This is a genomic window from Pseudomonas sp. AM14(2022), assembly GCF_036346455.1.
Lineage (GTDB): Bacteria > Pseudomonadota > Gammaproteobacteria > Pseudomonadales > Pseudomonadaceae > Aquipseudomonas > Aquipseudomonas putida_A.
Window position 1 is genome coordinate 218,794 of the sequence record NZ_JAOTNY010000004.1, and the last position, 22,304, is coordinate 241,097.

Consider the following 22,304-nt stretch of genomic DNA (forward strand, 5'->3'; position numbering starts at 1 on the left):
AGGGGGCTTGCTCCCGAATGCGGAGTGTCAGTCGACATCTCTTTAGCAGACATGCCGCATTCGGGAGCAAGCCCCCTCCCACAAGGATTTGTGGTGGGTCAGAAGAGACTCACCACTCGGCAAAACTGCCATCGGCATGGCGCCAGATCGGGTTGCGCCAGCGGTGGCCGACCGCCGCGCGTTCGATCACGTATTCCTCGTTGATCTCGATGCCCAGCCCTGGCCCGTTCGGAATCTTCACGAAGCCCTGGTCGTAGTCGAACACTCGCGGATCCTTCACGTAGTCGAGCAGATCGTTGCTCTCGTTGTAATGGATACCCAGACTCTGCTCCTGGATAAACGCGTTGTAACAAGCCGCGTCCAGTTGCAGGCACGCCGCCAGCGCAATCGGCCCCAGCGGACAATGCAGCGCCAGCGCCACGTCGTAGGCTTCGGCCATGTTGGCGATCTTGCGGGTTTCGGTGATACCGCCGGCATGCGAGGCATCGGGCTGGATGATGTCGACATAGCCTTCGCTCAGCACCCGCTTGAAATCCCAGCGCGAGAACAGCCGCTCGCCAAGGGCGATCGGCGTGCTGGTCAACGGTGCCAGCTCTTTCAGCGCTTCGTAGTTTTCACTGAGCACCGGCTCTTCGATGAACATCAGTTTGTACGGGTCGAGCTCCTTCATCAGCACCTTGGCCATCGGCTTGTGTACCCGACCGTGGAAGTCGACGCCGATACCGACGTTCGGCCCGACGGCATCGCGCACGGCGGCAACGTTGGCCAGGGCCAGATCGACTTTCTCGAAGGAGTCGAGGAACTGCAGCTCTTCAGTGCCATTCATTTTCACCGCAGTAAAACCCCGGCTCACCGCCTCTTTCGCAGCGCGTGCGGTGTCGGCCGGACGGTCGCCACCGATCCACGAATACACACGAATCTTGTCGCGCACCTGACCGCCGAGCAGATCGCTGACCGACACGCCGAGGGCTTTGCCCTTGATGTCCCACAGCGCCTGATCGATACCGGCCAGTGCACTCATGTGGATCGCGCCACCACGGTAGAAGCCACCGCGGTACAACACAGTCCAGATGTCCTCGATGTTGCGTGGGTCTTTGCCGATCAGGTAGTCGGACAATTCCTCAACGGCAGCGGCGACAGTGTGGGCGCGGCCTTCGACCACGGGTTCGCCCCAACCGGTCACGCCCTCATCGGTTTCGACCTTGAGGAAGCACCAGCGCGGCGGGACGATGAAGGTGGTGAGTTTGGTGATTTTCATCTGTTTGTCTCTCTTGTTAGATGCAGCGCACGCAGCGCCGGATAAATCTCAGCGAAGGGCCTTCCAGGCAGCCACGTAGGCCTTGGCATTGGCCGCCACTTGCTCAACCGTCATGCCCGGTTTGAACAGGCCGGAACCGAGGCCGAAACCTTTCACACCAGCGTCGATGAACGCTTGCATGTTGTCCGGGGTGATCCCGCCGACCGGCGCCAGCACCGTCCCGGAAGGCAACACCGCGAGCCATGCCTTGACCACTGCCGGGCCCATCTGCTCGGCCGGGAACAGCTTGAGAATGTCCGCGCCCTCCTCCAGCGCCGCAAACGCTTCGGTCGGTGTCGCAACACCCGGCGACAGGTACAGCCCCGCCGCTTTCGCTGCGCGCAGTACCTTGGCGTCGCTGTGTGGCATCACGATCACCTGGCCGCCGGCCTCTTTCACCAACTCGACCTGCTCCGGGGTCAACACCGTGCCGGCACCGATCAGGCAATCGGCGGGCAAGGTCTGACGCAGGATGCGGATACTTTCGTACGGCGACGGTGAATTGAGCGGTACTTCGATGACGCGAAATCCGGCGGCATACAGGACTTCTCCGACAGCAGCGGCTTCCTGCGGATGCAGGCCACGCAGGATTGCGATCAGACCGTTTTGTGCCAATGCTTGCTTGAGCATGTCAGGCCTCCAGTCAGGGTTAACGGGATAAAGAATCGAGCAGCCCGGCGGCCAGCGCCAGTTGCCACAGGCCACGCTCGGTGGCCTGCTCGGCCAGCGTGACGCGCGCGAAACCGCAGGCATCGAGGGCACGGCCATAACGGGCGCAGAGTTGCGCGTTGCCGATGAGGATGATCGACGGCAGATGCGCACTATTGCGTCGGCGCCGCTGGACTGCGGCAAGCGCCACCAGTTCATGGCCAATCATCAGGCCAGAGAGGTAATCCGCTTGCGCCGTCGGCGTCAGTTCGCCGGTCAGGCCCAGGGTGCGGGCACTGAATAATGTGGAGAGCACGCCCAGTTCGCCGTCCGCCGACAGCGCCACTTGCACGCCACGGTCGAACGCCAACCCGTCGAACGCCGCACCCTGTTGCTGGGTACGCCCGAGAATGCTGTGCTCACTGAGCACAGCGAACACTTCGCCGGTCATGAAGGTGTCGAAATGAGTGATGCGGCCCTCGACCACCTCCACCCACTTGGAGTGGCTACCCGGCAGACCGATCAACAGATCGCCGCCCGCCTCGGCCGGCAGGTTCTGCAGTACGCCGAGGACCTGAGTTTCTTCGCCGCGCATCACGTTGGGCAGACGCGAACGCTGGATCACCCCCGGCACGATATGTACCCGCGTGCCGCGCAGACTGACCAGTGTTTGTAAGGAATTTCCGAGATTGGCGACGTTCGCCGGCGTCTCGCAGTAGGCCGCTTCGCGCCAGCCCTGGGCGCTGCCGACCATGCCGCAGGCGATCACTGGCAGATCCGGCTGCGCCTCGAGCCAGTCGCCACACGCCTCTTCGAAGGCCAGTTCAAAGCCGTCGGCGCATTCACCACCGTGGATGACTCGCGGCGTCTTCGGTAACTGCATGATCCCGGACGACAGCGCACGCTGCTCCAGCACCACCCCTCCCGCCGCGAGTTTGTAAGCACGTAATGAGGTCGTCCCCCAGTCGAGCGCGATCAATTGCGCCTGCATCGCTTCACCTGTTTTGTTTTTGGCAGTGAGTGCGACGGACTATAAACCTTGGCGCAGGAAAATCTCAATATATAAATATCATTCCCATATTATGGGATTTACAAGTGTAACAGCCGTTTCTTCGCCAAATCTCTAAAATGCCGAACCCATTCACGCGACGACCGCTCCCGACAGGTTCAAGGAAGAAAAAATGAAAACCGCTTTAAAGGCGTTACTGCTCTGCAGCGCACTCTGCTTCGCGGCGATTGCCAGCGCCTTGCCCGCTATCAAGGAGGGTGATATCTGGGCTTACAACACCCGGCCGGGTGAAGAAGCCTCGACCTTGACCATCCTCAAAATCGAAAGCTATCCGCACTACGGCACCGTCGTGCATATCCGCGTTGATGGCATCCGGATGATCAACCCGGTCACCGGAGGCGAGTTCACCGCAATGCCCCACCTGCCTTTCCAGGCCGAGGCTTTGCAGCGCAGCCTGACTCGTCGCGTGGGAGAGACGGCGCAGATTCCGGATTTCAGTCAGGGCTACACCTACTGGAAAGCGGCCTTCGATGAAGAGAAGGCCGGGGCTTTCAAGATTTCCGTGCGAAAGACACTTGATGGGTTGCTCAGCGGTCATTGGGAATCCGCAGAGAAATGAGCATCAGAACAAGGCTTCCTGTGATCAGGCAAGAAGCCCGATCTCAGTACTTGTCAATTTCCTTTAGCAGCTCAGCAACAGGAATATTCATCGTTTCTGAATAGTAGATTTTGTAGGAGTAGGAGTTGATTCTGACTTTGCATGCGATTGTTTTTCGCCCCGCTAATACAGTGCTTAAGTCCTTGCTGCTCATCAGCGTTTCACTCGTTGAGTCTTTCACACGATAAAACATGAGATCCGCTTTGAAAGTGGATCCGTCTGCAGGCTTCAGAGGCTCAATCCATCCTTCACCATATTCATTCAGATTGCGCGACTGCGAAAAATCTCTACTCTCCCCCAAAGCACAAAGCAGCGACTGACTTATCTTGGACTTGAAGAGTTTGTCTACATCGACGTCGGACGAAAAACTGACTTGGTAAATGTTTCGATCCAAGTAGCGCTCCACCCCCAAATACTCGATTTTTGCAATAGGTTTTCCGTGGCTGATCGCACATGAAGCACACATCGAAAACATCAAAATCAGAATTAACTTACGCACATTTCCTTCCTTTAAAATGCAACACCACCGATTCCATCAGAACATCTCTGGCTGACAGCCCGGCGCCAAGATCGGCAATATAAATGGCCCATGCATCAGCGTGGTTAACGTCAACCCTGCCATTCATGTTCGGACCGCTCTTCATATCCCACTGTTCTCCGAAATCAGCCACCAGGTCGGAAAAATTCCAGTCCTTGGCATCGGCTCTCACATTCACCCAATATTCAGCCTTAGGCGCGGGCTCTTTTTGATGCTCGCTCGCCCATCCCGTCGTCGTACCCACGTTCTGTCCTCCAAGCGTGAAACCGTCGAGCCGTCGCTTTGGCTGCTCAAGCCGTTGGCACACACGGTGGCGTTGTGTCTGGTGGCGGGCAGTGCGCAGTCACTACGAGATCCTTTTTGAAATGGCGGTCCCATAAAGAGCCCGCCATTGAGTTTCAAGATTTTTAGTTCAGAGGACGGCCAATGCCGTTGCAAACGCTGGGGTTGTTGATATCGAGGTTATTGCTTGCCACACTTTGGTTGCCAAAGATGCCACAGGCCTGCAAAAACCTGCTGTTACGTCATAGGCAGTTGGCGGAGGGCGCGACCGAACGGATGTCACGGCTGCAGCCGTTGCGGGGTGGTTGCAGATGACAGAAAGGAGAACCCGAGGATGGTGCTTTTGAGGGTCGGGTGATGCTGAAGTCCTGGTAAAAAAGTCTGAATTATTTGTTGTTCTGACGGGCGCCTTCGCGAGCAAGCCCGCTCCCACAGGTTCTTGCGGTGTGACATATATTGCATTAACAACTCTGTCCCCTGTGGGAGCGGGCTTGCTCGCGAAGAGGCCAGACCAGACGACCTCGGAATCAGCTACTGCACCAACTGGTTGATCTCAATGATCGGCAACAACACCGCCATCCCGGTGGCGGCAATCACTTCAGCATCGGATTGCCATCATCTCCTCAGCCTTCGGCAAATTCGCGCAACACCTTGCCATCCATGCGATAGCGCACCCACTCTTCTTGCGGTTGCGCGCCGAGGGATTTGTAGAATTCGATGGCCGGGGTGTTCCAGTCCAGCACGCTCCATTCGAAGCGCCCGCAGTCGTTGTCGCAGGCGATTTTCGCCAGATGCCGCAACAGGGTTTTGCCGGCACCGCCGCCGCGTTGTTCGGGGGTGATGTAGAGGTCTTCGAGGTACAGGCAGTTGCTGCCGAGCCACGTCGAATAGCTGAAGAAGAACACTGCAAAACCGATAGGCACACCGTCACGCAGGCAGATCAGGCCGTGGGCGGTCGCGCCTTCGCTGAACAGGCTGCGCTCGATGTCGGTGACACTCGCAATGACTTCATGGCGGGCCTTTTCGAAATCTGCCAGTTCGGTGATGAAGGCGAGGATTTGCGGCGCATCGCTGGGGGTCGCCGGGCGGATTTCGATCGTCATGAACGGGCCTTGTCGGAAAAGGGAAAGCGCCATACTAAGGCCGGATGCGGCGCTCGTCACATGGCAGCGCAGAGAATATCCTGCGCCGATATTGCAATGTGGGAGCGGGCTTGCTCGCGAAAGCGGTCTGACAGACAACAATGATGGTGACTGGATTGACGCCTTCGCAAGCAAGCCCGCTCCCACAGGAACTTCGCCAGTCTGAAAGGATGCTCATGAACACTGAGATTTTTATGCCCGTGGAGTCGCTTGCAGCAGCACTGCTGCCCCACGCCCTCGAACCCGGCGACGACGGTGCCCACGACCTCGCCCACCTGCAACGGGTCTGGCACAACGCGCGCACCTTGCAGGCCGAGGAAGGTGGCGACCTGGAAGTGTTGCTCGCTGCCGTGCTGCTGCACGATTGCGTGTCCGTGGAAAAAAACTCGCCGCTGCGCTCGCAGGCTTCGCGTCTCGCCGCAGAAAAAGCCGCCAACGTGTTGGCCGATCTGGATTGGCCCGAAAGCAAAATCAGCGGCGTCACCCACGCCATCGAAGCCCACAGTTTCTCCGCCAACATCACCCCGCTGACCCTCGAAGCGAAACTGGTCCAGGACGCCGACCGTCTCGACTCGCTGGGCATGCTCGGCGTTGCCCGCACCTTCTACGTCGCCGGGCGCATGGGCAGTGCGTTGTACGACCCGCTCGACCCTGAAGCCAAGGAGCGCGACTACGACGACACCCGCTTCTGCCTCGACCACTTTCAGACCAAGCTGCTGCACCTCGCCGATGGTTTCCAGACTGGCGCCGGTCAGCGTCTGGCGCAGATCCGCCATCAGCGCCTGAAGGGTTTCATGGAGCAGTTCAAGGAAGAAATCGGCCTCGACTGATAATCCTGTGTCTCGACCGTTCGTCGTTCATCAGGCACCAATCCGATTCAAGGGCAGACCAAACACAGGTAAGGAATTCAATCACTGGAGAAGCCCTATGATCCCGTCAAGGTTGACTGCCCTCGTATTCAGCGCCCTGCTCTGCCCAGCGGTGTTCGCCGCGTCCACCACCGCAGCGGGCACAGGCCCCACCGATCCGGTTCCATCACCGCGCGCCCCTGCCATCAACAGTGCCCCAGGCATGAACACCGATGGCTCCGGGGTTCCATTGATCAACCAGCCACCTGCCACTGGCACCGACCCCCGCACCCAAGGCAGTGACCCCGGCCGCCAGGGTGGCATGAACACCCCTGACTCCCCCGCCACACCCGATAACGCCGGCCCCGGCATCGGCTCGAAAACCACCACCGGTGGCTCGGGCTCCGAGGGCGGCAGCCAGTAGTTCGCCGACGCGAGCGTCCTATTCACATCCATGAAGAGGTAACCATGAACGTCGATAAAAACCTGGAAAAAGAAGTCCTCACCCGCCTGCTGCACGCCCATCCGAGCGGACTGGGCAAAGAGGTGCTGGATAATTATCGCGGCGAGAAAGTGGTGGCCAGCGCCCTCGCCTCCCTGCAGGATCGCGGTTTGATTCACCATGGTCATGTGACCTGCAACGAGGCCGGCGAACACTCGTTGAATCTGCCGATCAAGCTCAGTGCGGCTGGCGTTGAAGCGGCGCGCAAGCTGGATTTGCAGTAGTCCTCAGGCCGCTCGCTGCCGGTGCGGCGAGCGGTCGAATCTGCACACAAGAGGAGAAATCCCATGCCTCGTGGAAGCAAAGACAAATACACCGCCGAACAGAAGCGCAAGGCCGAACACATCGAAGACAGCTATGAGAAAAAAGGCTTGTCGAAGGATGCAGCCGAAGCGCGGGCCTGGGCGACGGTCAACAAACAGTCGGGCGGCGGCGAAAAGGCTGGCGGTTCCGGACGCAAGAAACCGGCGAGTGCCAAGTCCGAAGACCGCAAGGAGTCGTCACGACGCGCAGTGGCCAGTCGCGAGGGACATGCGCGTGACAGCAAGGCCTCCCGGGATACTCAGACCGTAGACAGTCTGCGCAAGGAGGCGCGGGCGAAGAACATCGCCGGGCGCTCTTCGATGCGCAAGGATGAGTTGATTGCGGCGTTGCGCAAGGCCGGCTGATCCATATTTTGTGCTGAGCCGTATGGCCCCTTCGCGAGCAAGCCCGCTCCCACAAAGGGAACTGTGAACGACGCAAATCTCCCTGTGGGAGCGGGCTTGCTCGCGAAGGCGGTTGATCAGTCGCCGCAGGACTCGTGGATAAACGCATCCACCTCAGCAACTCCCGGCGAAGTCGCCGGCCCCCATCGTGTCACTGCCAAAGCCGCCGCCGCATTCGCCCGCCGCGCCGCCTCATGGGCGGACACACCCTGCGCCAACCCGGCGACGAACACCCCGGCATGGGCATCACCCGCCCCGTTGCTGTCGACCGCTTTCACGGCGAACCCCGGCACATGCCGACGTTCACCGGCCTGCTGAATCCAGCAACCCTGCGGCCCGTCGCGTACCACCAACAGCACATCTGGCGGTAAGTGTTCGGCGAGTCGATCCAGTGCCGCGCCAATGTCCGCAGCCCCGGTAAAGCGCAACGCCTCGACGCTGTTGCTGGTCCACACGTCGATGCGCGGCAGCAGCGCCTGCATCAACGCCGAGTCCGGCGACTCGACCAATGGCCCCGGATCGAACACCACGTTGATCACCTCCGGCAGCGCCAGCGTCCAGTCCAGCAGGGCCTGGGCCTTGCCGGTATGCAGCAAGCTGTAGCCGCTGACGTACACATAATCGCCCGCCTCGGCGGCCACACTGTTCAGGTCGTCCTGCGTCACCTCACCTTCAGCGCCGATGTAGGAAATGAAACTGCGCTCGGCCGATGCATCGGTCAGCGCCACGCATATCCCGGTATCGCGTTGCGCAGGCATCTGGATGCCGATGTGAATGCCTTCATCCTTCATCGCCTGACGCGCCAGATCACCAAAACGCCCGGTGCCGTGGCGACCGAGATAGACCACCGGCAAACCGTTGCGCACGGCTGCGGCCATCACGTTGAAGCCGCCGCCAGCCTCGAAAGCGGCAGACTGCGCCAGCACATCGCCGCCGATTTGCGGCAACTGGTCCACGGCCATGACCAGGTCGATGATGACCTGGCCGGTGTGCAACATCTTAGGCATGAGCATTCTCGACTTGCGCGGCGCGACGATCTTTCGCCCCGCCGAGAACCAGGTAAATGCCACCGGCCACCACGAAGGTCACGATCCAGCCCAGACCGTTGTGGCCCAGCCACGAGTCGGACAAAAAGCCCTTGAACCAGACGTTCTCGGCGGTGGTGCCGATGGTGGTGAAACTGAAGCCGAGCACGATGGCAATCGCCCACGCGCCGAACGCGCGCCACTCGATGCCGCCGCGATACCAATAGGCGCTGCTCGGGCTGACGTCGAGCAGGTCTTTGGGGCTGTAGTAGTGACGGTGAATCAGATCGACCACGAAGATCCCGACCCACGCGGTGATCGGCACCGCCAGCAGGGAAATGAAGGTGATGAACGGGCCGTAGAAGCTGTCGGCGATCAGCATGAAGTAGATCGAGCCGGCGAAGATCGCCACGATGTCGACCACCACCGCGTACACGCGTTTGACCTTCAGACCGAGGGTCAGCGTGGTCAGACCGGCGGAGTACACCGACAGGTTGTTCGACAGCAGCAAGCCACCGAACGCGGTGATCAGGTACGGCACGGCCATCCAGGTCGGCAGCATGTCGCGGATGGCCACGATCGGGTCAGTCGCCGATGCCAGATCGTTGTTGCCCACCGACAGCAGGCCGCCGAGGGTGATCAGCAGCACCAGCGGAATCCCCGCACCGAACGCCGCCGAGGCGACCAGCCGTACAGCCTTGACGCTGCGGTGCTGATAGCGCGACATGTCCGCACCGGCGTTAGCACAGCCGATCCCGGTGCCGGCGGCCATGGTGCCGATGCCGATGATCATCGCGCTCAGCGGCGCTGGCGTGGCGTTGAACACCGCGCTCCAGTCGATGGTCGCGCAGAGGAAGCCGCCGACCAGAATGTTCAGCGCGCCGAACACGTAGGTCGCCCACTTCTGGATCACCAGCAAGGTGGCGTGACCGAGGCCGGAAACCGACAGAGTCAGCAGGACGAAAATGGCGATGAAGATCAGCGTCAGCACGGGCGCACTTTTCGCTTCAACCGGCGAGCCGAACAGGATCGAACACAGCGACAGCAGCACGAACGCCGCGGTAGTGGTGTTGACCGTTTCCCAGCCCAGACGCGACATCAGCGAGACCAGCGTCGGGCCGATATTGCCGCGTACGCCGAAGATCGCTCGCGACAGGGTCAGACTCGGCGCGCGGCCACGGCGGCCGGCAATCGAGATGATCCCGACCACGGCGAACGAACCGGCGGCGCCGACGATGGCAACGATGATCGCCTGCCAGATTGCCAGCCCGCGAAACGCCACCAGCGTGGCGCCCAATGGCAGGCCGAGAATGGAAATGTTGGCGGCGAACCAGACCCAGAACAGTTGCAGCGGATGACCGTTGCACTCGGCTTCCGGCACCGGCTCAATGCCGCGGGTTTCCAGTTGCCCGGCGCTTTGCCCGGCGTTTGTTGAACTCATGAACAGTGCTCCTGTTTGCCTTTATTGTGGTTGTGGCAATGACGCAAAACGACAAGACATCCCGGCCATCCTCGGCCTGTCTGTGCGATCCATTGCGGGGGAAAAATCCGTAATCCGCAGCGCGCCATTCGCGAGCAAGCCCGCTCCCACAGGAGATTTGTGAACGGCTCAAATCCCCTGTGGGAGCGGGCTTGCTCGCGAAGGCGTCAGCTCAGTCAACGCAGGGTCAACAGCCCCTGCACCAACGGTTCAAGCTCCAGATGATTGACCGCTTTGACCGTGGCAATCATCGGCGCCGGCCAGCTCTCAAGGCCCAGGCAGGCCCCGAGCATGGCGCCAAGAATCGCCGCGATGGTGTCAGTGTCGCCGCCAAGACTGGCGGCCATGCACAACGCATCGAATGCGCTCATCTCGCCAACGGCCACTTGCTGCGCCAGGGCGAACGACACCACGACCGATTCCTGCGAGGCCACCGAAGTGCCGATCACGTCGTACAGCAGATCCGCCAGCAGCGCCTTGTCGCTGTCGACGCTGATGGTTCTCGCCCAACTGATGCGCGAAGCGATGCGCCCGCCGGCCACCCAGTAACCATGTGCCTCGGCCTGTTGCGCAATCTGCTGGCCAAGGTTCAATGCCTCGCCCAGATCCATGCCGTTGATCCCGGCCGAGACCACCGCCGCCACCGCCGCCGCGCTGGAAATCCCCAGCGTGGTGTTGTGGGTGACCTGACAGGCCTGCACCACGGCTGCGATGAAACGCTCGGGATCAGCGACGTCTGCCGCAATGCCCACCGGAGTGATGCGCATCGCCGCGCCGTTGGTGGTGCCGTAACGCCCGGCCTCCTCCGGCGAGTGGCCGGCGAGGATCATTTCAATGGCGCGTTTGGTCGATGGGCCGAGCAGGTCCTGTGAACCCTTGGCCTGCATCTCGGCTTCCCATTCGATGAGCCGTTGGGCGAGGACTGCCGGCTCGATCTGACCCTTGCCTTCGACCAGCAACTGACCGACCAGAATCGCCTGTTCGGTGTCGTCGGTGATCGAGCCTTTGGGCATGTTGGCGGCAATCGGTTGCAGAGGACCGGCGTCCTGCAGATCGGTGATGTGGCCGAAGCGGGTCTTGATCGTTTCGCGGTTCAACGATTGCGTCGGCATGCCCAGCGCATCACCGAGGGCCAGGCCATAAAACGCACCGAGGGCACGGTTGAGCGCGGTCATTTCGATTCTCCAAATTGCAGGTGCAGGCGGAAATGCACCGGGTCGAGCAGGCTTTCGACCTGCTCCATGAAACGGTTCTGCCGGTCGTAGGTGGTACGCAGGGCCTTGAGGAACACGGTGCCGACCGGGCGCCCGAGCAGTTCGGCGTCTTCGGCATTGAGTGGTTCGGCGCCGATCCACTGATCGCCGCGCTCGCCGATGTAGCCGTAGGCAGCGAGGGTGATGGTCAGGGAGTTGTCGATCAGACCGACGCGCGGCAGGCTTTCCAGGCCGCCGGTGGCCGGCATCAAAGAGCGTTCGAGGGAGACCAGCGTGCCATCGTTGGCGCGGCGACGGCGGTCGAGGGTGATGAATTGGTCGGTGCCGAAGCGCGAAAGCAGATCAGGCCGCGTCACGGCTTCCAGGCGCAGCACTTCGGTGTTGATCAGGGCCCCGCTGTCGGCCAAGGCCTGCGCCCAGCCGCTACGCTGATCGAGCGCCACACCGTCGAAGGTGACGATTGAGCCGACCCCGCTTTGCGTGGCGATGTAATTGCGCCGCTTCAGTTCGGCCAGCGCTTCGCGCAACGTGCCACGGCTGACATTGAATTCCTGAGCCAATTGATGCTCGCCGGGCAATAGAAAGCCGTCCTCCATGAGGCCGCTTTCAATGCGCCGGACGAGTTCGTCGACCACCCGTTGTTTCTTGTCAAATCGTACCTGTCTAATCATGTACAAAGTGATAACCGAAACGGGCGCGGACGGGCAAGGAATATTTGGGGAAGGTGACGAGAGGCGGGAGAATGGCGCGATCTACTGTAGGAGTGAGCCTGCTCGCGATGACGTCGGCACATCCAGCAACGATGTGACTGAAAGGACGCTATCGCGAGCAGGCTCACTCCTACATGGGAGTGCGGTTTACCGTTGTTTGAGGCGATCGATGACGACGGCCAGCAACAGAATCGAACCACGAATCACATACTGATAAAACGTATCAATGTTCTTCAGGTTCATCGCGTTCTCGATGATCGCCAGAATCAGCACCCCGGCAATCACATGGCGGATCATGCCGATCCCGCCGCTCAGCGACACGCCGCCGAGCACACACGCCGAAATCACCGTCAGCTCGAAACCCTGGCCAATCATTGGCTGCCCGGAGGTCATGCGCGACGCGAGAATCACCCCGGCCAGCGCACCGATCACGCCGTGCACGGCGAAGATGATGATCTTGGTTCGATCGACATTCACCCCGGCGAGCAACGCTGCTTCCTGGTTGCCGCCGATGGCCATGGTGTTGCGCCCGTAGGTGGTGTAGTTCAGCAGCCAGCCGAAGAACAGGAAGCAGACGATGGTGATCAGAATCGGCACCGGCACGCCGAACAACTGGCCGTTGCCGAAGACGAAGAACGATTCCTGCGACACGCCCACCGCTTTGCCGTTGGCAAAAATGTACGCCAGGCCGCGAACGATCTGCATGGTCGCCAGCGTGGTGATCAACGCGTTGACCCGCAACTTGGCGATCACGATGCCGTTGATCAGCCCGACAATCAGGCCCATCACCAGCGCTGCGCTGACGCCGAGGAACACGCTGTTGGTGTCGCGCATCACCACCGCCGCCACCACCCCGGCGCAGGCGATCACCGAGCCCACCGACAAGTCGAAGTGACCTGACGCCAGGCAATACAGCATGGTGCACGCGGCAATGCCGGTGGTGGAAATCGCCAGGCCCAGCCCGCGCATGTTCAATGGCGAGAGGAAGTTATCGATCAGCAGCGTGCAGGCGACGAAGATACCGATCGCCGCCAGCAGCATGACCCAGTCGTCGAGGAAGCGCCGCAGGTCCAGCGGTTTGCGGGGAGTCGGCAGCGCCTTGTTTTGGATGGTCATCATAGTCACCTCTCAGTTCGCCACGCCGTCAGCGCGATGGCGCGGCAAAGCCAGTTGCAGCAGGTTGGATTCATTGGCCTGGTCGCGGCTGACTTCGCCGCGCAGCGCGCCTTCGCAGAGCACCAGAATGCGGTCGGAAATGCCCATCACTTCCATCAGGTCGCTGGACACCACGATCACCGAAATACCGTCGGCGGCCAGGTTATGGATGATCTGGTAGATCTCGGCCTTGGCGCCGATGTCGATGCCGCGAGTCGGCTCGTCGAGCAGCAGCACCTTCATCGGCATCGACAGCCAGCGCCCGAGAATCGCCTTCTGCTGATTGCCGCCGGACAGGAATTTGATCTGCTGACCGGCGTGCGGGGTTTTGACTTTCAGCGCCTTGATCTGCTTGTCGGCGTTGCCCTTCTCCCACAGCCCGCGCAGCAGGCAGCCGAGGCTGGCATTGGCACCGCGCGCGCTGATGTTGATGTTCTCGGCAACGCTGGCCAGCGGGATGATCCCCTCTTTTTTCCGGTCCTCGGGGCACAGCAGGATCCCCGCGGCAATCGCGTCACGCGGCGAGCGCAACTTCAATTCATGCCCGCGCAATTCGAGGCGTCCGGCGGTGTTGCGTTCAAGCCCGCTGAGCAAGCGGAACAGCTCGGTGCGCCCGGCCCCGACCAGGCCGAACAGCCCGAGAATCTCGCCCTTGTGCGCCTCGAAACTCACCGGCTCACGCAGCCCCGGGCCGAGCAAACCGTCGACCTTCAGCGCCACCGCGCCGCGTGGACGGCTGCGGTAATCGTAGATGTCCTGAATGTCGCGGCCGACCATGCAGGTCACCAGTTGATCGTGGGTCAACTGGCTCATGTCATCGAAGGTGCGCACGTAACGGCCGTCCTTGAACACCGTCACCGCATCGCAAATGCGGAACACTTCTTCCATGCGATGCGAGACGTAGAGCACCACTTTGCCCTCATCGCGCAGGCGACTGATGATCGCCATCAAACGGTCGATTTCGCGCGCCGAGAGACTGCTGGTCGGCTCATCGAAGGCGATCACATGCGCGCCACGGGACAGCGCCTTGGCGATTTCCACCAATTGCCGCTGGCCAAGCGACAAGCGCCCGACCTTGGTCTGCGGATCGATTTCATCGGCCAGGCCCTTGAGGCAGGCCAAGGCATTCTGGCGCAGGACGCCACGATTGATCAGGCCGAAACTGGCCGGCAGATGACCGAGAAACAGGTTCTCGGCCACGCTCATTTCCGGCACCAGATGCAGCTCCTGGTGAATCACCGCGACGCCGCTGCCGATGCTGTCGGCGGTCGACTTGAATGCCATGGTCTGCTCGCCGATCTGCAACTCGCCGCTGCTCGGAATGTAGGCGCCACCGAGGATTTTCAGCAGGGTCGATTTGCCGGCGCCGTTCTCGCCCATCAAGGCGTGCACCTGCCCTGGATGGGCGACGAAGCTGATGGCGTCCAGCGCCTTGACCCCGGGGAAGGTCTTGCCGATCCCGTTGAAGCGCAGGCTGCCGCCGGCGCTGCTTGAGTGTGTCTGTACTTGCGCGTGCATCTGAGTCACCTCTTCACACCGATCGAGCAGCCATCAATTCCACAGGCCGATTTTTTCCAGCTCTTGCTTGAAGTTCTCACGGGTGATCAGGGTGACGTCGTCCATCGCTGTGTACTTCGGCGGTTCTTTGCCGGTGGTGACCCACTCGTACATCATCTCGGCAGTCTTGTAGCCTTCGATGTGCGGGCTTGGCAGCATCGAACCGAAGAAACCGCTGTTGGGCTTTTTCAGCTCGCCGATGGCGTCGGTGCCGTTGATGCCGATGCCAATCACATTGGCCGCAGCGAACCCGGCGGCTTCGGTGGCGCGGACGCCGCCGAGTACGGTGTTGTCGTTCATGCCACCGATGATCAGGTTCTTCGCCGCACTGGGCAGCTTGACCAGCGCCGAGTTGGTGGCGTCCATGCTGCCCGGCACGTCGAGGGTTTTCAGCGCGGCGGTCAGGATGTGGTCTTTCGGCAGGCCGGCGTCTTCGAGCGCCTTCATCGAACCGTCGGTGCGCTTCTTGCCGGTGTCGAGTTCGTTGTAGGTGTTGACCACCGCGTAGGTGTCTTTCCAGTCCCAGTTGCGTTTCTTCGCCTCGGCGACCATCGCGTTGCCCTGCTTCTGGCCGACTTCGAACGCGGCCATGCCGAGGTACGGCACGTCCTCCATGAACTTGCCGTTGGCGTCGACGAAACGATCGTCCACGGCAATCACTTTCAGGTCATTGAGCTTGGCTTTGGCCATGATCGCCGGGCCGAGCGAGACGTCCGGCGGGCAGATCACGAAGCCTTTGGCGCCGTTGGCCGCGAGGCTGTCGATGGCCGAGAGGGTTTTCTCGCCGTCCGGCACGGCGATCTTGATCAGTTCGAAGCCCTTGTCCTTGGCGGCTTTCTCGGCGAAGGCCCACTCGGTCTGGAACCAAGGCTCTTCAGCCTGCTTGACCAGGAAACCGATTTTCACGGCATCGGCAGCGAGCAGCGTACTGCTCAGACTGAACGCGGTGACCGCCAGGGCGGCACTGCACAGGGTACGAATCCCGAAACGACGTTTCATAAGCTGACTCCTTGTTATTTTTTTTGAGCAAATTAAACAGCTTGTGGCGAGGGAGCTTGCTCCCGCTGGGCTGCGAAGCGGCCCTAAAACCGGTTACCTCGGTCAATCAAACACACCGCGCAGCCCGAATTTACGACTGCTGCGCAGCCGAGCGGGAGCAAGCTCCCTCGCCACAGGTGTGGTGGCGTGACACGTACTGCTGCAAAGCCTGTTGAAAATAGTCATATCGTATGATGATTGGATTTCACGCGGAGTTCACCGCCTGAAACACGATCCTCTCAGTCGTGGTACATCACCGAGCGCCCACCATCGATGGTGATGCACGAGGCGTTGATGAACGGCGCTTCATCACTGGCCAGAAACACCGCGGTCATCGCCACTTCGAGCGGCTGGCCGATGCGTTTCGGCGGGTGCAGATCGAATGCGCGCTGACGCTCGGCGTGCGGATCGGCAAAACCGTTCCAGTAATCGACGTTGAGTTGCGTCTCGATGTACCCCGGGGCGATGGCGTTGACCCGAACGCCCTTCGCCGCATATTCGATGCCCAGCGCTCGGGTCAGCCCAAGCAGGCCGTGCTTGGCCACCGGATACGGGAAACAGCCGGGAATGATGTGGCTGGAATGGGTCGAGGCGATGTTGATGATGCTGCCGACACCCTGCTCGATCATCTGCGGCAGCACGGCTTTGCAACCGTACCAGGCACCGTCCAGATCGATGGCGAAGCAACGACGCCAGTCTTCTTCGGTCATTTGCAGCGGGTCGCGGAACACGTTGACTCCGGCGCAGTTGACCAGCACGTCGATGCGCCCGTGCAGCTCGATCGCCCGTCTGGCCATGGCATGCAGGTCTTGCTGGCGCGAGACGTCAGCCTTGATCGCCTGCACGTCGTAGCCCTTGTCGCGCCACTGGGCGGCAACCTTCTCGACCTTCTCTGCCTGAATATCGCTGATCACCAGTCTGGCCTGCTGCGAGGCGAAGGTGGCAACGATGGCTTCGCCGATGCCCTGAGCGGCACCGGTCAGCAGCACCACTTTGTTTTTCAAACGCTCACCCTTCGGCGGCGCGGGCACCGGCGGCAAGGAAAGAGGTTCAGCCATGGATCAGGACTCCTGTTCGTCAGCACAAAAAAACCGGGCATCTGCCGATGTCCGGTCTGGAAAACTGTGAAAACGAAACAGGCAGGCGCGGCGAGCGACGCCGGTCCGTTGCGAGACGCTGACTCCGCTGAGGAGTGCGATAGAGGTTCGCTGCATCACTTCACCTGTTTTGTTCTTTTTAAGTGTGAGTGCGTGTTACTGCTGGAGCCGACTATAAACCCGACTGCCAAATAATCTCAATATATAATTTTGCATCCCATATTTTGGGATTTATCCAGCGAAGCGTGTGCAAAGTTTGCCCGGCACATCGACCCGCATCGACAGAACTGCGCCATCCAGCGGATGGTTGTGCGGACTCTGGGCGCTGGTGATGTACAGGGTTTTCAGGTCTTCGCCGCCGAATACGCAACTGGTTGGCCGGCTGACGGGCAGGTCGATTTTGCGGTCGACCTTGCCGTCCGGCGTCAGGCGCAACAGGCAGCTGCCGTCCCAACGCGCGTTCCACACATACCCTTCGGCGTCGACTGCCGAACCATCCGGGCCACCGTTCTGGTCGGGGCCGTACCAGATTTCGGCGTTGCCGAGATTACCGTCGGTGTGAATGAAATAGCGATTGAGCGCCCCGTCGAGGCTGTCGCCGAACAGCAGCGTGGTGCCGTCATCACTCCACAGCAGTGTGTTGGGAATGCCGAGACCGAGCAGCATTGGCGTGACACGCTGGTCGGGATCAATGCGAAACAAGCCGCCGGAACGACGCTCGATCGGCAGGTCTTCGCCGTTGTCACCGATGTTGTTCTGCATGGTGCCGAGCCACAGTCGGCCTTGGGCGTCGCAGCGTGCTTCGTTGGGTCGATTGCCGGGTTGCGGGTCGGCGATGCAGAACAGCGTGAGGCGTGGTTCGAGGCCCGGGGAATCGAGATCCAGTCGATACACGCCGCTGCTCAATGTCACCAACGCGTCGCCACTGGCACAGGGGATGAACGCGGAAACGTGCTCGGGCATCTGCCAGATCTGCACGTTGTTGCCGATCAGCCGCAGCGCCTGCTTGCCGGCGATATCGACCCAGTACAGCGCCTGGGTCGGGGCGTCCCAGAATGGCCCTTCACCGAGCCTGGCGCGGTGTTGGGTTACGGCGGTCAACGGCATATCGAATCCTTCATGTTGTTGTTTTAACTGTAGGAGTGAGCCTGCTCGCGATAGCGGTGGGTCAGTGACGACGATTGTGACTGACCCACCGCCATCGCGAGCAGGCTCACTCCTACACGGGGATTTGTGTTTTCAACTGGCTTTTTTGTCGGCCATCACCTGCGGGTAAAAGCGTTTGATCGCCAGGTCGGCGTTGTCGATCAAGGTCATGCAGGCCCAGACCCCGCGTGCTGAATCACGGGCAGCAATGGCGTCGGCCATGTCTTTGTGGATCGGCAAGGTGCGACGCAGTTCATCGGGGTCGGCAGCGGAGACTTCAAACGACACGGCGAGCAAGGCGCCGAGGGCCGGGACCATTTGCTCGATGAACTGGTTGTGGCTGGCGGCCAGAATGCATTCGTGGAAGGCCTGGTCGGCACGGTTGTAATCAATGCCGCTGTCGACCGCCCGTTCCAGCGCGTTGTAGGCCAGTTGCACCGCGTGAATCTGCTCCAGGCTGGCGCGCTCGCAGGCCCAGCGCACGGCCATCGGTTCGATGGTGCGGCGCAGGTCGAGCAGGTCATCAACAAAGTTTTCCGGCAGGCCGTTGCGCGACAGCCAGCCAACCACTTGCGGATCGAACAGGTTCCAGCGCCGTACCGGTAACACGCGAGTGCCAACCTTAGGCCCGACTTCGAGCATGCCTTTGGCGACCAGGGTCTTGATCGCTTCGCGAATCACCGTGCGGCTGACACCTAACTGCTCGCCCAGATCCGCCTCGACCTTGATCGCCTGCCCCGGCTTGACCTGGCCAGCGGCAATCCAGCTGCCCAGCCAATCGACCGTTGACGCATGAAAGCTGCTGGACATGGAGACCTCAAAGCAGTTGGCGATGGGTGTCCACGCTAATGATCATATGATTAACAGTCAATCGGGATTTTCTAATGAAACACAATCCCCCTGTAGGAGTGAGCCTGCTCGCGATAGCGTTGGATCAGTCAATGTTGCTGGTGACTGACACACCGCTATCGCGAGCAGGCTCACTCCTACAGGGGGATTGTGTTTAAGGTTCGAGGCCGATGCGGAAGAACTCGCCGCCGCTCCACACACCCAACCAGCGCTGCCCGTCGATTTCGCGACTGACCGCCAGTTCCACCAGTTGGTAAAACACATTGCGGTGAATCAGCGCTTCGAGGTTGGCGCGCACGTGCACGTAAGGCGCGGGTTCCTGAGTGGTCGGGTCGATCTCGACGCGGATCGGATGTTCCGGCCCGGCCTCGGCGGTCTCTTCAACGTTGGTGGTGAAACGCAGGACCTGCGCCTCGCCCTCGCCTTCGACCTCAACGGCAATTGCCACGAACGGCGCATCGTCGACTTTGATCCCGACCTTTTCGACCGGGGTAATCAGGAAGTAATCATTGCCGTCGCGGCGGATGATGGTGGAGAACAGCTTGACCATCGGCTTGCGCCCGATCGGCGTACCCAGGTAATACCAAGTGCCGTCGCGGGCGATGCGCATATCGATGTCGCCGCAGAAGTCCGGGTTCCACAAGTGCACCGGCGGCAGGCCTTTGGTTTTGGGGATCTGTCCCAACAGGTCATTGGCTTTTTGCGGTCCACTCATGGCGTACTCCTTGGTTTATTGGTCGCCGACTCCCAGCAGGCTGCGCGCGTATTGCGCCAGCGGCGGGCCGATCAGGTCTTCCGGCTTGTTATCGTGGAACGTCAGTAAACCGCCACGACTCTTGATCCGTGCAGTATCAATCAAATACTGGGTGCTGGTCTCGATCAACATGATCTGAATCACCCCGCCATCGATGCCGAGGCGATCCACGGCTTCCTGATCGAGCCACTCATCGGAGTTGCCGATGCGGTCGTCAGCCTTGGCGAAACGGGTGTACAGCAGGTAGTGGGCGCCGGCATCGCGGGCTTCGCCCATCGCCTGATCGAGGCCTTCAGGGGCACGGGCGCGGCGGACCATCGGGAAGTATTCGACAAAACCCTTGAACGCTTCTTCTGCCACCACGTTCGGGCGCGGATAGAAGCCACCCGGCGGTGCAAATGCGCCCTGAGCGATGTAGATGAACGAATCCGGCTGAATGCGGAAGTTGTTCACCCGACGGCTGTCGCTGTGATCCAGCAGCCCCGCGTCGCTCATCTGATACCGAGTGCCTTCGGCCATATCGCTGACAGTCATACAGCCGCCAAGCGCCAAAACGGCCAGCAGCAAAACCAGGCTACGCATCCTCATCCTCCAGAAGCCGGTGACGGAAAACCGGCGAATGGCCGTTGGATGCAGCTTTTGCGCCAGCTAAGGATCTTCGTCGAATGATGAATCGATTTCGCGAGCAGGCTCGCTCCCACAGGATTGCGCAAAACCCTGTGGGAGCGAGGCTGCTCGCGAAAAAGAGGGATCAGCCGCCGATAATCTTCATGACGGTCGCACCACCGGAGAACGCCACTTCCTGCTTGTCGCCCAACGCCTTGACCAACAGACGCTGCAACGCCGGCAACGCCTGATGGCGCGGCTTGTCGAGCAGATCACCGACATAGTGACGATTGCTCGACGACAGGCAGCCGTGCAGCCAGCCGGTCGACGACAGACGCAAGCGCGAACAGGTGCGGCAGAACGGCACGCTTTCGTTGGCGATCACGCCGAAATGGCCGCGGCCCGGGATCGCATAGCGCACGGCTGTGGCATCCACCGGCGCATCAGCCTGGGCGTACTCGTAGCGCTCGCCGATCAGGCTCAGCAGTTGCTGCAGGCTGACGAACTGTTGCAGGAAGGCGTTGGAGTCGGTGGCGAGGTGGCCCATGCGCATCAACTCGATGAAACGCAACTCATAGCCCCGTTCCAGGCAGTAATCGAGCAGCGGCATCACCTGATCCAGGTTCTGCCCACGCAACGGCACCATGTTGACCTTGATCTTCAGTCCCGCCGCTTTCGCCTGGTCCATGCCATCGAGCACGGTCGCCAGATCGCCGCCACGGGCGATGCTGCGAAACGCCCCGGCATCCAGGGTATCGAGAGAAACGTTGATCCGGCGCAGACCGGCGTCCACCAGCAGCGGCAGCTTCTTCGCCAGGAGTTGACCATTGGTGGTCAGGCTGATGTCTTCCAGGCCCATCTTGCCGACGGCGCTCATGAAAGATTCAAGTTTGGGGCTGACCAGCGGCTCGCCACCGGTGATGCGCAAACGCTCGATGCCGGCGGCTTCGATCAGATAAGCCACGCCGCGGGCCATGGCCTCGGCCGACAGCTCATCCTGCGCAGCCACCAACCGCTTGCCGTTGGGCACGCAGTAGGTACAGGCGTAATTGCAGGCTGAAGTCAGGCTGATGCGCAAATTGCGAAAACGCCTGCCTTGTCGGTCAACGATCATGATCACTCCGGCGATAGAATTTCGAGCCGCTAAAACTTGACTCACAAATCAAGTTTTAGCAAGCCCTATGCCTGAGTATATTCCTGCGGTACTGCGTCATGTAGCGAAATCATGGCGCAATAAGGCCGCTGAATGATTCAGCTGCTCGGTGTTTCCGGGTCGCGCTTGCGCTTGTTGCCCATGCGCACGCCGATGTCCATCAGGAACTGGAAGAAACCTTCCTGATCTTCCAGCACATTGCTCCAGAACGGCGAGTGATACAGCGCCACCGCGCCGTGCACCAGCGCCCAGGACGCGCAGTAGTGGAAGTACGGCGGCACGTCTTCGAGCTTGCCTTCGCTGATCCGGCCCTTGATGAGCAAGGTCAGGCGTTCGAAGTTCGAGGCACGGATCTTGTGCAGCTCCTCGACCATTTCCGGCACCTGATTGCCTTTCACCACCTTCTCTTCGAGACGGTCGAACAGGCGATAGCGCTGAGGGTCGCGCATACGGAATTCGAAGTAGGCACGGGACAGCGCTTCCTTGTCCTTGTCGACATCGGCCGAATGCAGCAGCTCGTTCAAATCGCGCTCGTAATCGAGCATCAGCCGCAGATAGATCTCGGCCTTGGATTTGAAGTGCTTGTAGATCGTGCCTTTGCCGATACCCACGGCATCAGCAATCATCTCGACGGTGACACTGTCTTCACCTTGTTCGAGGAACAGCTTGAGCGCGGTATCGAGAATTTCTTGCTCGCGGCGACGAAACTCACGGACCTTACGAGGTTCTTTGTGCATAAGAAAAGGTCTGTAGGGGTCAAAATTCGAAGCCGCGTATTATGCCTAACTTGCACAAAAATGCACGGATCATCCGACCATATCTGCGTTTCTTGTTCATTTTGCGAACGCCAGGGGTGCAATGAGAACTCAACTGAAGCGCACGTATTCCA

The 22,304-nt window shown here is 60.6% G+C and carries 25 protein-coding genes; 5 read left to right on the forward strand and 20 right to left on the reverse strand.

Annotated elements, in window-relative coordinates:
* Positions 1–109 precede the first annotated feature (109 nt).
* From dgoD to V3W27_RS10435, 3 genes are read right to left on the reverse strand one after another with little or no spacing between them, the layout of a single operon-like run.
* Positions 110–1,258, reverse strand: a complete 1,149-nt coding sequence (gene dgoD / locus V3W27_RS10425) for a galactonate dehydratase (RefSeq protein WP_007961968.1) — start codon at positions 1,256–1,258, stop codon at positions 110–112.
* 48 nt (positions 1,259–1,306) lie between these two features.
* On the reverse strand, positions 1,307–1,927 hold the full coding sequence (locus V3W27_RS10430) for a 2-dehydro-3-deoxy-6-phosphogalactonate aldolase (protein WP_041069252.1): 621 nt from the start codon (positions 1,925–1,927) through the stop codon (positions 1,307–1,309).
* A 19-nt stretch (positions 1,928–1,946) separates the two neighbouring features.
* Entirely contained in the window at positions 1,947–2,936 is a 990-nt protein-coding gene (locus V3W27_RS10435) for a 2-dehydro-3-deoxygalactonokinase (RefSeq protein WP_330206538.1), read from the reverse strand.
* 190 nt (positions 2,937–3,126) lie between these two features.
* Here V3W27_RS10435 and V3W27_RS10440 point away from each other — a divergent pair, with 190 nt between their 5' ends.
* Positions 3,127–3,573 (forward strand): hypothetical protein, encoded by a 447-nt coding sequence (locus V3W27_RS10440; protein ID WP_103369245.1) that lies wholly within the window; start codon positions 3,127–3,129, stop codon positions 3,571–3,573.
* Between the two features lie 43 nt (positions 3,574–3,616).
* On the opposite strand, the gene V3W27_RS10445 is transcribed toward V3W27_RS10440, so the two are convergent.
* From V3W27_RS10445 to V3W27_RS10455, 3 genes are all read right to left on the reverse strand, one after another.
* Positions 3,617–4,111 carry a hypothetical protein gene (locus V3W27_RS10445; RefSeq protein ID WP_330206539.1) on the reverse strand — a complete coding sequence of 165 codons (495 nt, stop codon included), beginning with the start codon at positions 4,109–4,111 and terminating at the stop codon, positions 3,617–3,619.
* On the reverse strand, positions 4,104–4,394 hold the full coding sequence (locus V3W27_RS10450) for a hypothetical protein (protein WP_027612380.1): 291 nt from the start codon (positions 4,392–4,394) through the stop codon (positions 4,104–4,106). Before V3W27_RS10450 ends, V3W27_RS10445 begins: the two co-directional genes overlap by 8 nt.
* A gap of 661 nt (positions 4,395–5,055) precedes the next feature.
* Complete coding sequence (locus V3W27_RS10455) at positions 5,056–5,535, reverse strand: GNAT family N-acetyltransferase (RefSeq protein ID WP_007961964.1); 480 nt, start codon at positions 5,533–5,535, stop codon at positions 5,056–5,058.
* A gap of 215 nt (positions 5,536–5,750) precedes the next feature.
* Here V3W27_RS10455 and V3W27_RS10460 point away from each other — a divergent pair, with 215 nt between their 5' ends.
* From V3W27_RS10460 to V3W27_RS10475, 4 genes are all read left to right on the forward strand, one after another.
* Positions 5,751–6,404 carry an HD domain-containing protein gene (locus tag V3W27_RS10460; RefSeq protein ID WP_330206540.1) on the forward strand — a complete coding sequence of 218 codons (654 nt, stop codon included), beginning with the start codon at positions 5,751–5,753 and terminating at the stop codon, positions 6,402–6,404.
* 97 nt (positions 6,405–6,501) lie between these two features.
* Entirely contained in the window at positions 6,502–6,846 is a 345-nt protein-coding gene (locus tag V3W27_RS10465; protein WP_096794893.1) for a hypothetical protein, read from the forward strand.
* Between the two features lie 44 nt (positions 6,847–6,890).
* A complete protein-coding gene (locus V3W27_RS10470; RefSeq protein ID WP_096794892.1) occupies positions 6,891–7,148 on the forward strand; it encodes a hypothetical protein in 258 nt (85 codons plus the stop codon).
* Between the two features lie 63 nt (positions 7,149–7,211).
* The gene (locus V3W27_RS10475) at positions 7,212–7,592 is read left to right on the forward strand and encodes a Rho termination factor N-terminal domain-containing protein (RefSeq protein WP_027612376.1); all 381 of its coding nucleotides are present in this window, start codon (positions 7,212–7,214) and stop codon (positions 7,590–7,592) included.
* 116 nt (positions 7,593–7,708) lie between these two features.
* On the opposite strand, the gene V3W27_RS10480 is transcribed toward V3W27_RS10475, so the two are convergent.
* From V3W27_RS10480 to V3W27_RS10545, 14 genes are all read right to left on the reverse strand, one after another.
* On the reverse strand, positions 7,709–8,638 hold the full coding sequence (locus V3W27_RS10480; protein WP_330206541.1) for a PfkB family carbohydrate kinase: 930 nt from the start codon (positions 8,636–8,638) through the stop codon (positions 7,709–7,711).
* Entirely contained in the window at positions 8,631–10,097 is a 1,467-nt protein-coding gene (locus V3W27_RS10485; protein ID WP_330206542.1) for a purine-cytosine permease family protein, read from the reverse strand. The genes V3W27_RS10480 and V3W27_RS10485 overlap by 8 nt, the downstream gene beginning before the upstream one ends.
* A gap of 215 nt (positions 10,098–10,312) precedes the next feature.
* Positions 10,313–11,311 carry an ADP-ribosylglycohydrolase family protein gene (locus V3W27_RS10490; RefSeq protein WP_247268151.1) on the reverse strand — a complete coding sequence of 333 codons (999 nt, stop codon included), beginning with the start codon at positions 11,309–11,311 and terminating at the stop codon, positions 10,313–10,315.
* The gene (locus V3W27_RS10495; protein ID WP_330206543.1) at positions 11,308–12,021 is read right to left on the reverse strand and encodes a GntR family transcriptional regulator; all 714 of its coding nucleotides are present in this window, start codon (positions 12,019–12,021) and stop codon (positions 11,308–11,310) included. The genes V3W27_RS10490 and V3W27_RS10495 overlap by 4 nt, the downstream gene beginning before the upstream one ends.
* A 186-nt stretch (positions 12,022–12,207) precedes the next feature.
* Positions 12,208–13,176, reverse strand: a complete 969-nt coding sequence (gene araH, locus V3W27_RS10500) for an L-arabinose ABC transporter permease AraH (protein ID WP_027612371.1) — start codon at positions 13,174–13,176, stop codon at positions 12,208–12,210.
* Between the two features lie 12 nt (positions 13,177–13,188).
* A complete protein-coding gene (gene araG / locus V3W27_RS10505) occupies positions 13,189–14,733 on the reverse strand; it encodes an L-arabinose ABC transporter ATP-binding protein AraG (RefSeq protein ID WP_027612370.1) in 1,545 nt (514 codons plus the stop codon).
* Between the two features lie 33 nt (positions 14,734–14,766).
* The gene (locus V3W27_RS10510) at positions 14,767–15,771 is read right to left on the reverse strand and encodes a substrate-binding domain-containing protein (RefSeq protein WP_027612369.1); all 1,005 of its coding nucleotides are present in this window, start codon (positions 15,769–15,771) and stop codon (positions 14,767–14,769) included.
* Positions 15,772–16,049: 278 nt separating this feature from the next.
* Positions 16,050–16,868: an SDR family oxidoreductase gene (locus V3W27_RS10515; RefSeq protein WP_027612368.1), complete on the reverse strand. Its 819-nt coding sequence runs from the start codon at positions 16,866–16,868 to the stop codon at positions 16,050–16,052.
* Between the two features lie 270 nt (positions 16,869–17,138).
* Positions 17,139–18,014 (reverse strand): SMP-30/gluconolactonase/LRE family protein, encoded by an 876-nt coding sequence (locus tag V3W27_RS10520; RefSeq protein ID WP_330206544.1) that lies wholly within the window; start codon positions 18,012–18,014, stop codon positions 17,139–17,141.
* A 132-nt stretch (positions 18,015–18,146) separates the two neighbouring features.
* Positions 18,147–18,863: a FadR/GntR family transcriptional regulator gene (locus V3W27_RS10525; protein ID WP_047598787.1), complete on the reverse strand. Its 717-nt coding sequence runs from the start codon at positions 18,861–18,863 to the stop codon at positions 18,147–18,149.
* 193 nt (positions 18,864–19,056) lie between these two features.
* Positions 19,057–19,617, reverse strand: coding sequence for a DUF1285 domain-containing protein (locus tag V3W27_RS10530; protein WP_330206545.1), 561 nt, complete (start codon positions 19,615–19,617; stop codon positions 19,057–19,059).
* 15 nt (positions 19,618–19,632) lie between these two features.
* A complete protein-coding gene (locus tag V3W27_RS10535; protein ID WP_330206546.1) occupies positions 19,633–20,238 on the reverse strand; it encodes a DUF4823 domain-containing protein in 606 nt (201 codons plus the stop codon).
* 169 nt (positions 20,239–20,407) lie between these two features.
* Positions 20,408–21,376: a GTP 3',8-cyclase MoaA gene (locus tag V3W27_RS10540; protein WP_098965014.1), complete on the reverse strand. Its 969-nt coding sequence runs from the start codon at positions 21,374–21,376 to the stop codon at positions 20,408–20,410.
* Between the two features lie 137 nt (positions 21,377–21,513).
* Complete coding sequence (locus V3W27_RS10545; protein WP_007950805.1) at positions 21,514–22,152, reverse strand: TetR/AcrR family transcriptional regulator; 639 nt, start codon at positions 22,150–22,152, stop codon at positions 21,514–21,516.
* Between the last annotated feature and the right edge of the window lie 152 nt (positions 22,153–22,304).

Bases quoted from the DNA above. Each gene is read 5' to 3' on its own strand.
- V3W27_RS10515 (WP_027612368.1), bottom strand. From the start codon at position 16,868: ATGGCTGAACCTCTTTCCTTGCCGCCGGTGCCCGCGCCGCCGAAGGGT.
- V3W27_RS10510 (WP_027612369.1), bottom strand. From the start codon at position 15,771: ATGAAACGTCGTTTCGGGATTCGTACCCTGTGCAGTGCCGCCCTGGCG.
- V3W27_RS10525 (WP_047598787.1), bottom strand. From the start codon at position 18,863: ATGTCCAGCAGCTTTCATGCGTCAACGGTCGATTGGCTGGGCAGCTGG.
- V3W27_RS10535 (WP_330206546.1), bottom strand. From the start codon at position 20,238: ATGCGTAGCCTGGTTTTGCTGCTGGCCGTTTTGGCGCTTGGCGGCTGT.
- V3W27_RS10540 (WP_098965014.1), bottom strand. From the start codon at position 21,376: ATGATCGTTGACCGACAAGGCAGGCGTTTTCGCAATTTGCGCATCAGC.
- V3W27_RS10545 (WP_007950805.1), bottom strand. From the start codon at position 22,152: ATGCACAAAGAACCTCGTAAGGTCCGTGAGTTTCGTCGCCGCGAGCAA.
- araH (WP_027612371.1), bottom strand. From the start codon at position 13,176: ATGACCATCCAAAACAAGGCGCTGCCGACTCCCCGCAAACCGCTGGAC.
- V3W27_RS10440 (WP_103369245.1), top strand. From the start codon at position 3,127: ATGAAAACCGCTTTAAAGGCGTTACTGCTCTGCAGCGCACTCTGCTTC.
- V3W27_RS10480 (WP_330206541.1), bottom strand. From the start codon at position 8,638: ATGCCTAAGATGTTGCACACCGGCCAGGTCATCATCGACCTGGTCATG.
- V3W27_RS10485 (WP_330206542.1), bottom strand. From the start codon at position 10,097: ATGAGTTCAACAAACGCCGGGCAAAGCGCCGGGCAACTGGAAACCCGC.
- V3W27_RS10495 (WP_330206543.1), bottom strand. From the start codon at position 12,021: ATGATTAGACAGGTACGATTTGACAAGAAACAACGGGTGGTCGACGAA.
- V3W27_RS10435 (WP_330206538.1), bottom strand. From the start codon at position 2,936: ATGCAGGCGCAATTGATCGCGCTCGACTGGGGGACGACCTCATTACGT.
- V3W27_RS10465 (WP_096794893.1), top strand. From the start codon at position 6,502: ATGATCCCGTCAAGGTTGACTGCCCTCGTATTCAGCGCCCTGCTCTGC.
- V3W27_RS10490 (WP_247268151.1), bottom strand. From the start codon at position 11,311: ATGACCGCGCTCAACCGTGCCCTCGGTGCGTTTTATGGCCTGGCCCTC.
- V3W27_RS10470 (WP_096794892.1), top strand. From the start codon at position 6,891: ATGAACGTCGATAAAAACCTGGAAAAAGAAGTCCTCACCCGCCTGCTG.
- V3W27_RS10430 (WP_041069252.1), bottom strand. From the start codon at position 1,927: ATGCTCAAGCAAGCATTGGCACAAAACGGTCTGATCGCAATCCTGCGT.
- V3W27_RS10460 (WP_330206540.1), top strand. From the start codon at position 5,751: ATGAACACTGAGATTTTTATGCCCGTGGAGTCGCTTGCAGCAGCACTG.
- araG (WP_027612370.1), bottom strand. From the start codon at position 14,733: ATGCACGCGCAAGTACAGACACACTCAAGCAGCGCCGGCGGCAGCCTG.
- V3W27_RS10520 (WP_330206544.1), bottom strand. From the start codon at position 18,014: ATGCCGTTGACCGCCGTAACCCAACACCGCGCCAGGCTCGGTGAAGGG.
- dgoD (WP_007961968.1), bottom strand. From the start codon at position 1,258: ATGAAAATCACCAAACTCACCACCTTCATCGTCCCGCCGCGCTGGTGC.
- V3W27_RS10530 (WP_330206545.1), bottom strand. From the start codon at position 19,617: ATGAGTGGACCGCAAAAAGCCAATGACCTGTTGGGACAGATCCCCAAA.
- V3W27_RS10475 (WP_027612376.1), top strand. From the start codon at position 7,212: ATGCCTCGTGGAAGCAAAGACAAATACACCGCCGAACAGAAGCGCAAG.
- V3W27_RS10455 (WP_007961964.1), bottom strand. From the start codon at position 5,535: ATGACGATCGAAATCCGCCCGGCGACCCCCAGCGATGCGCCGCAAATC.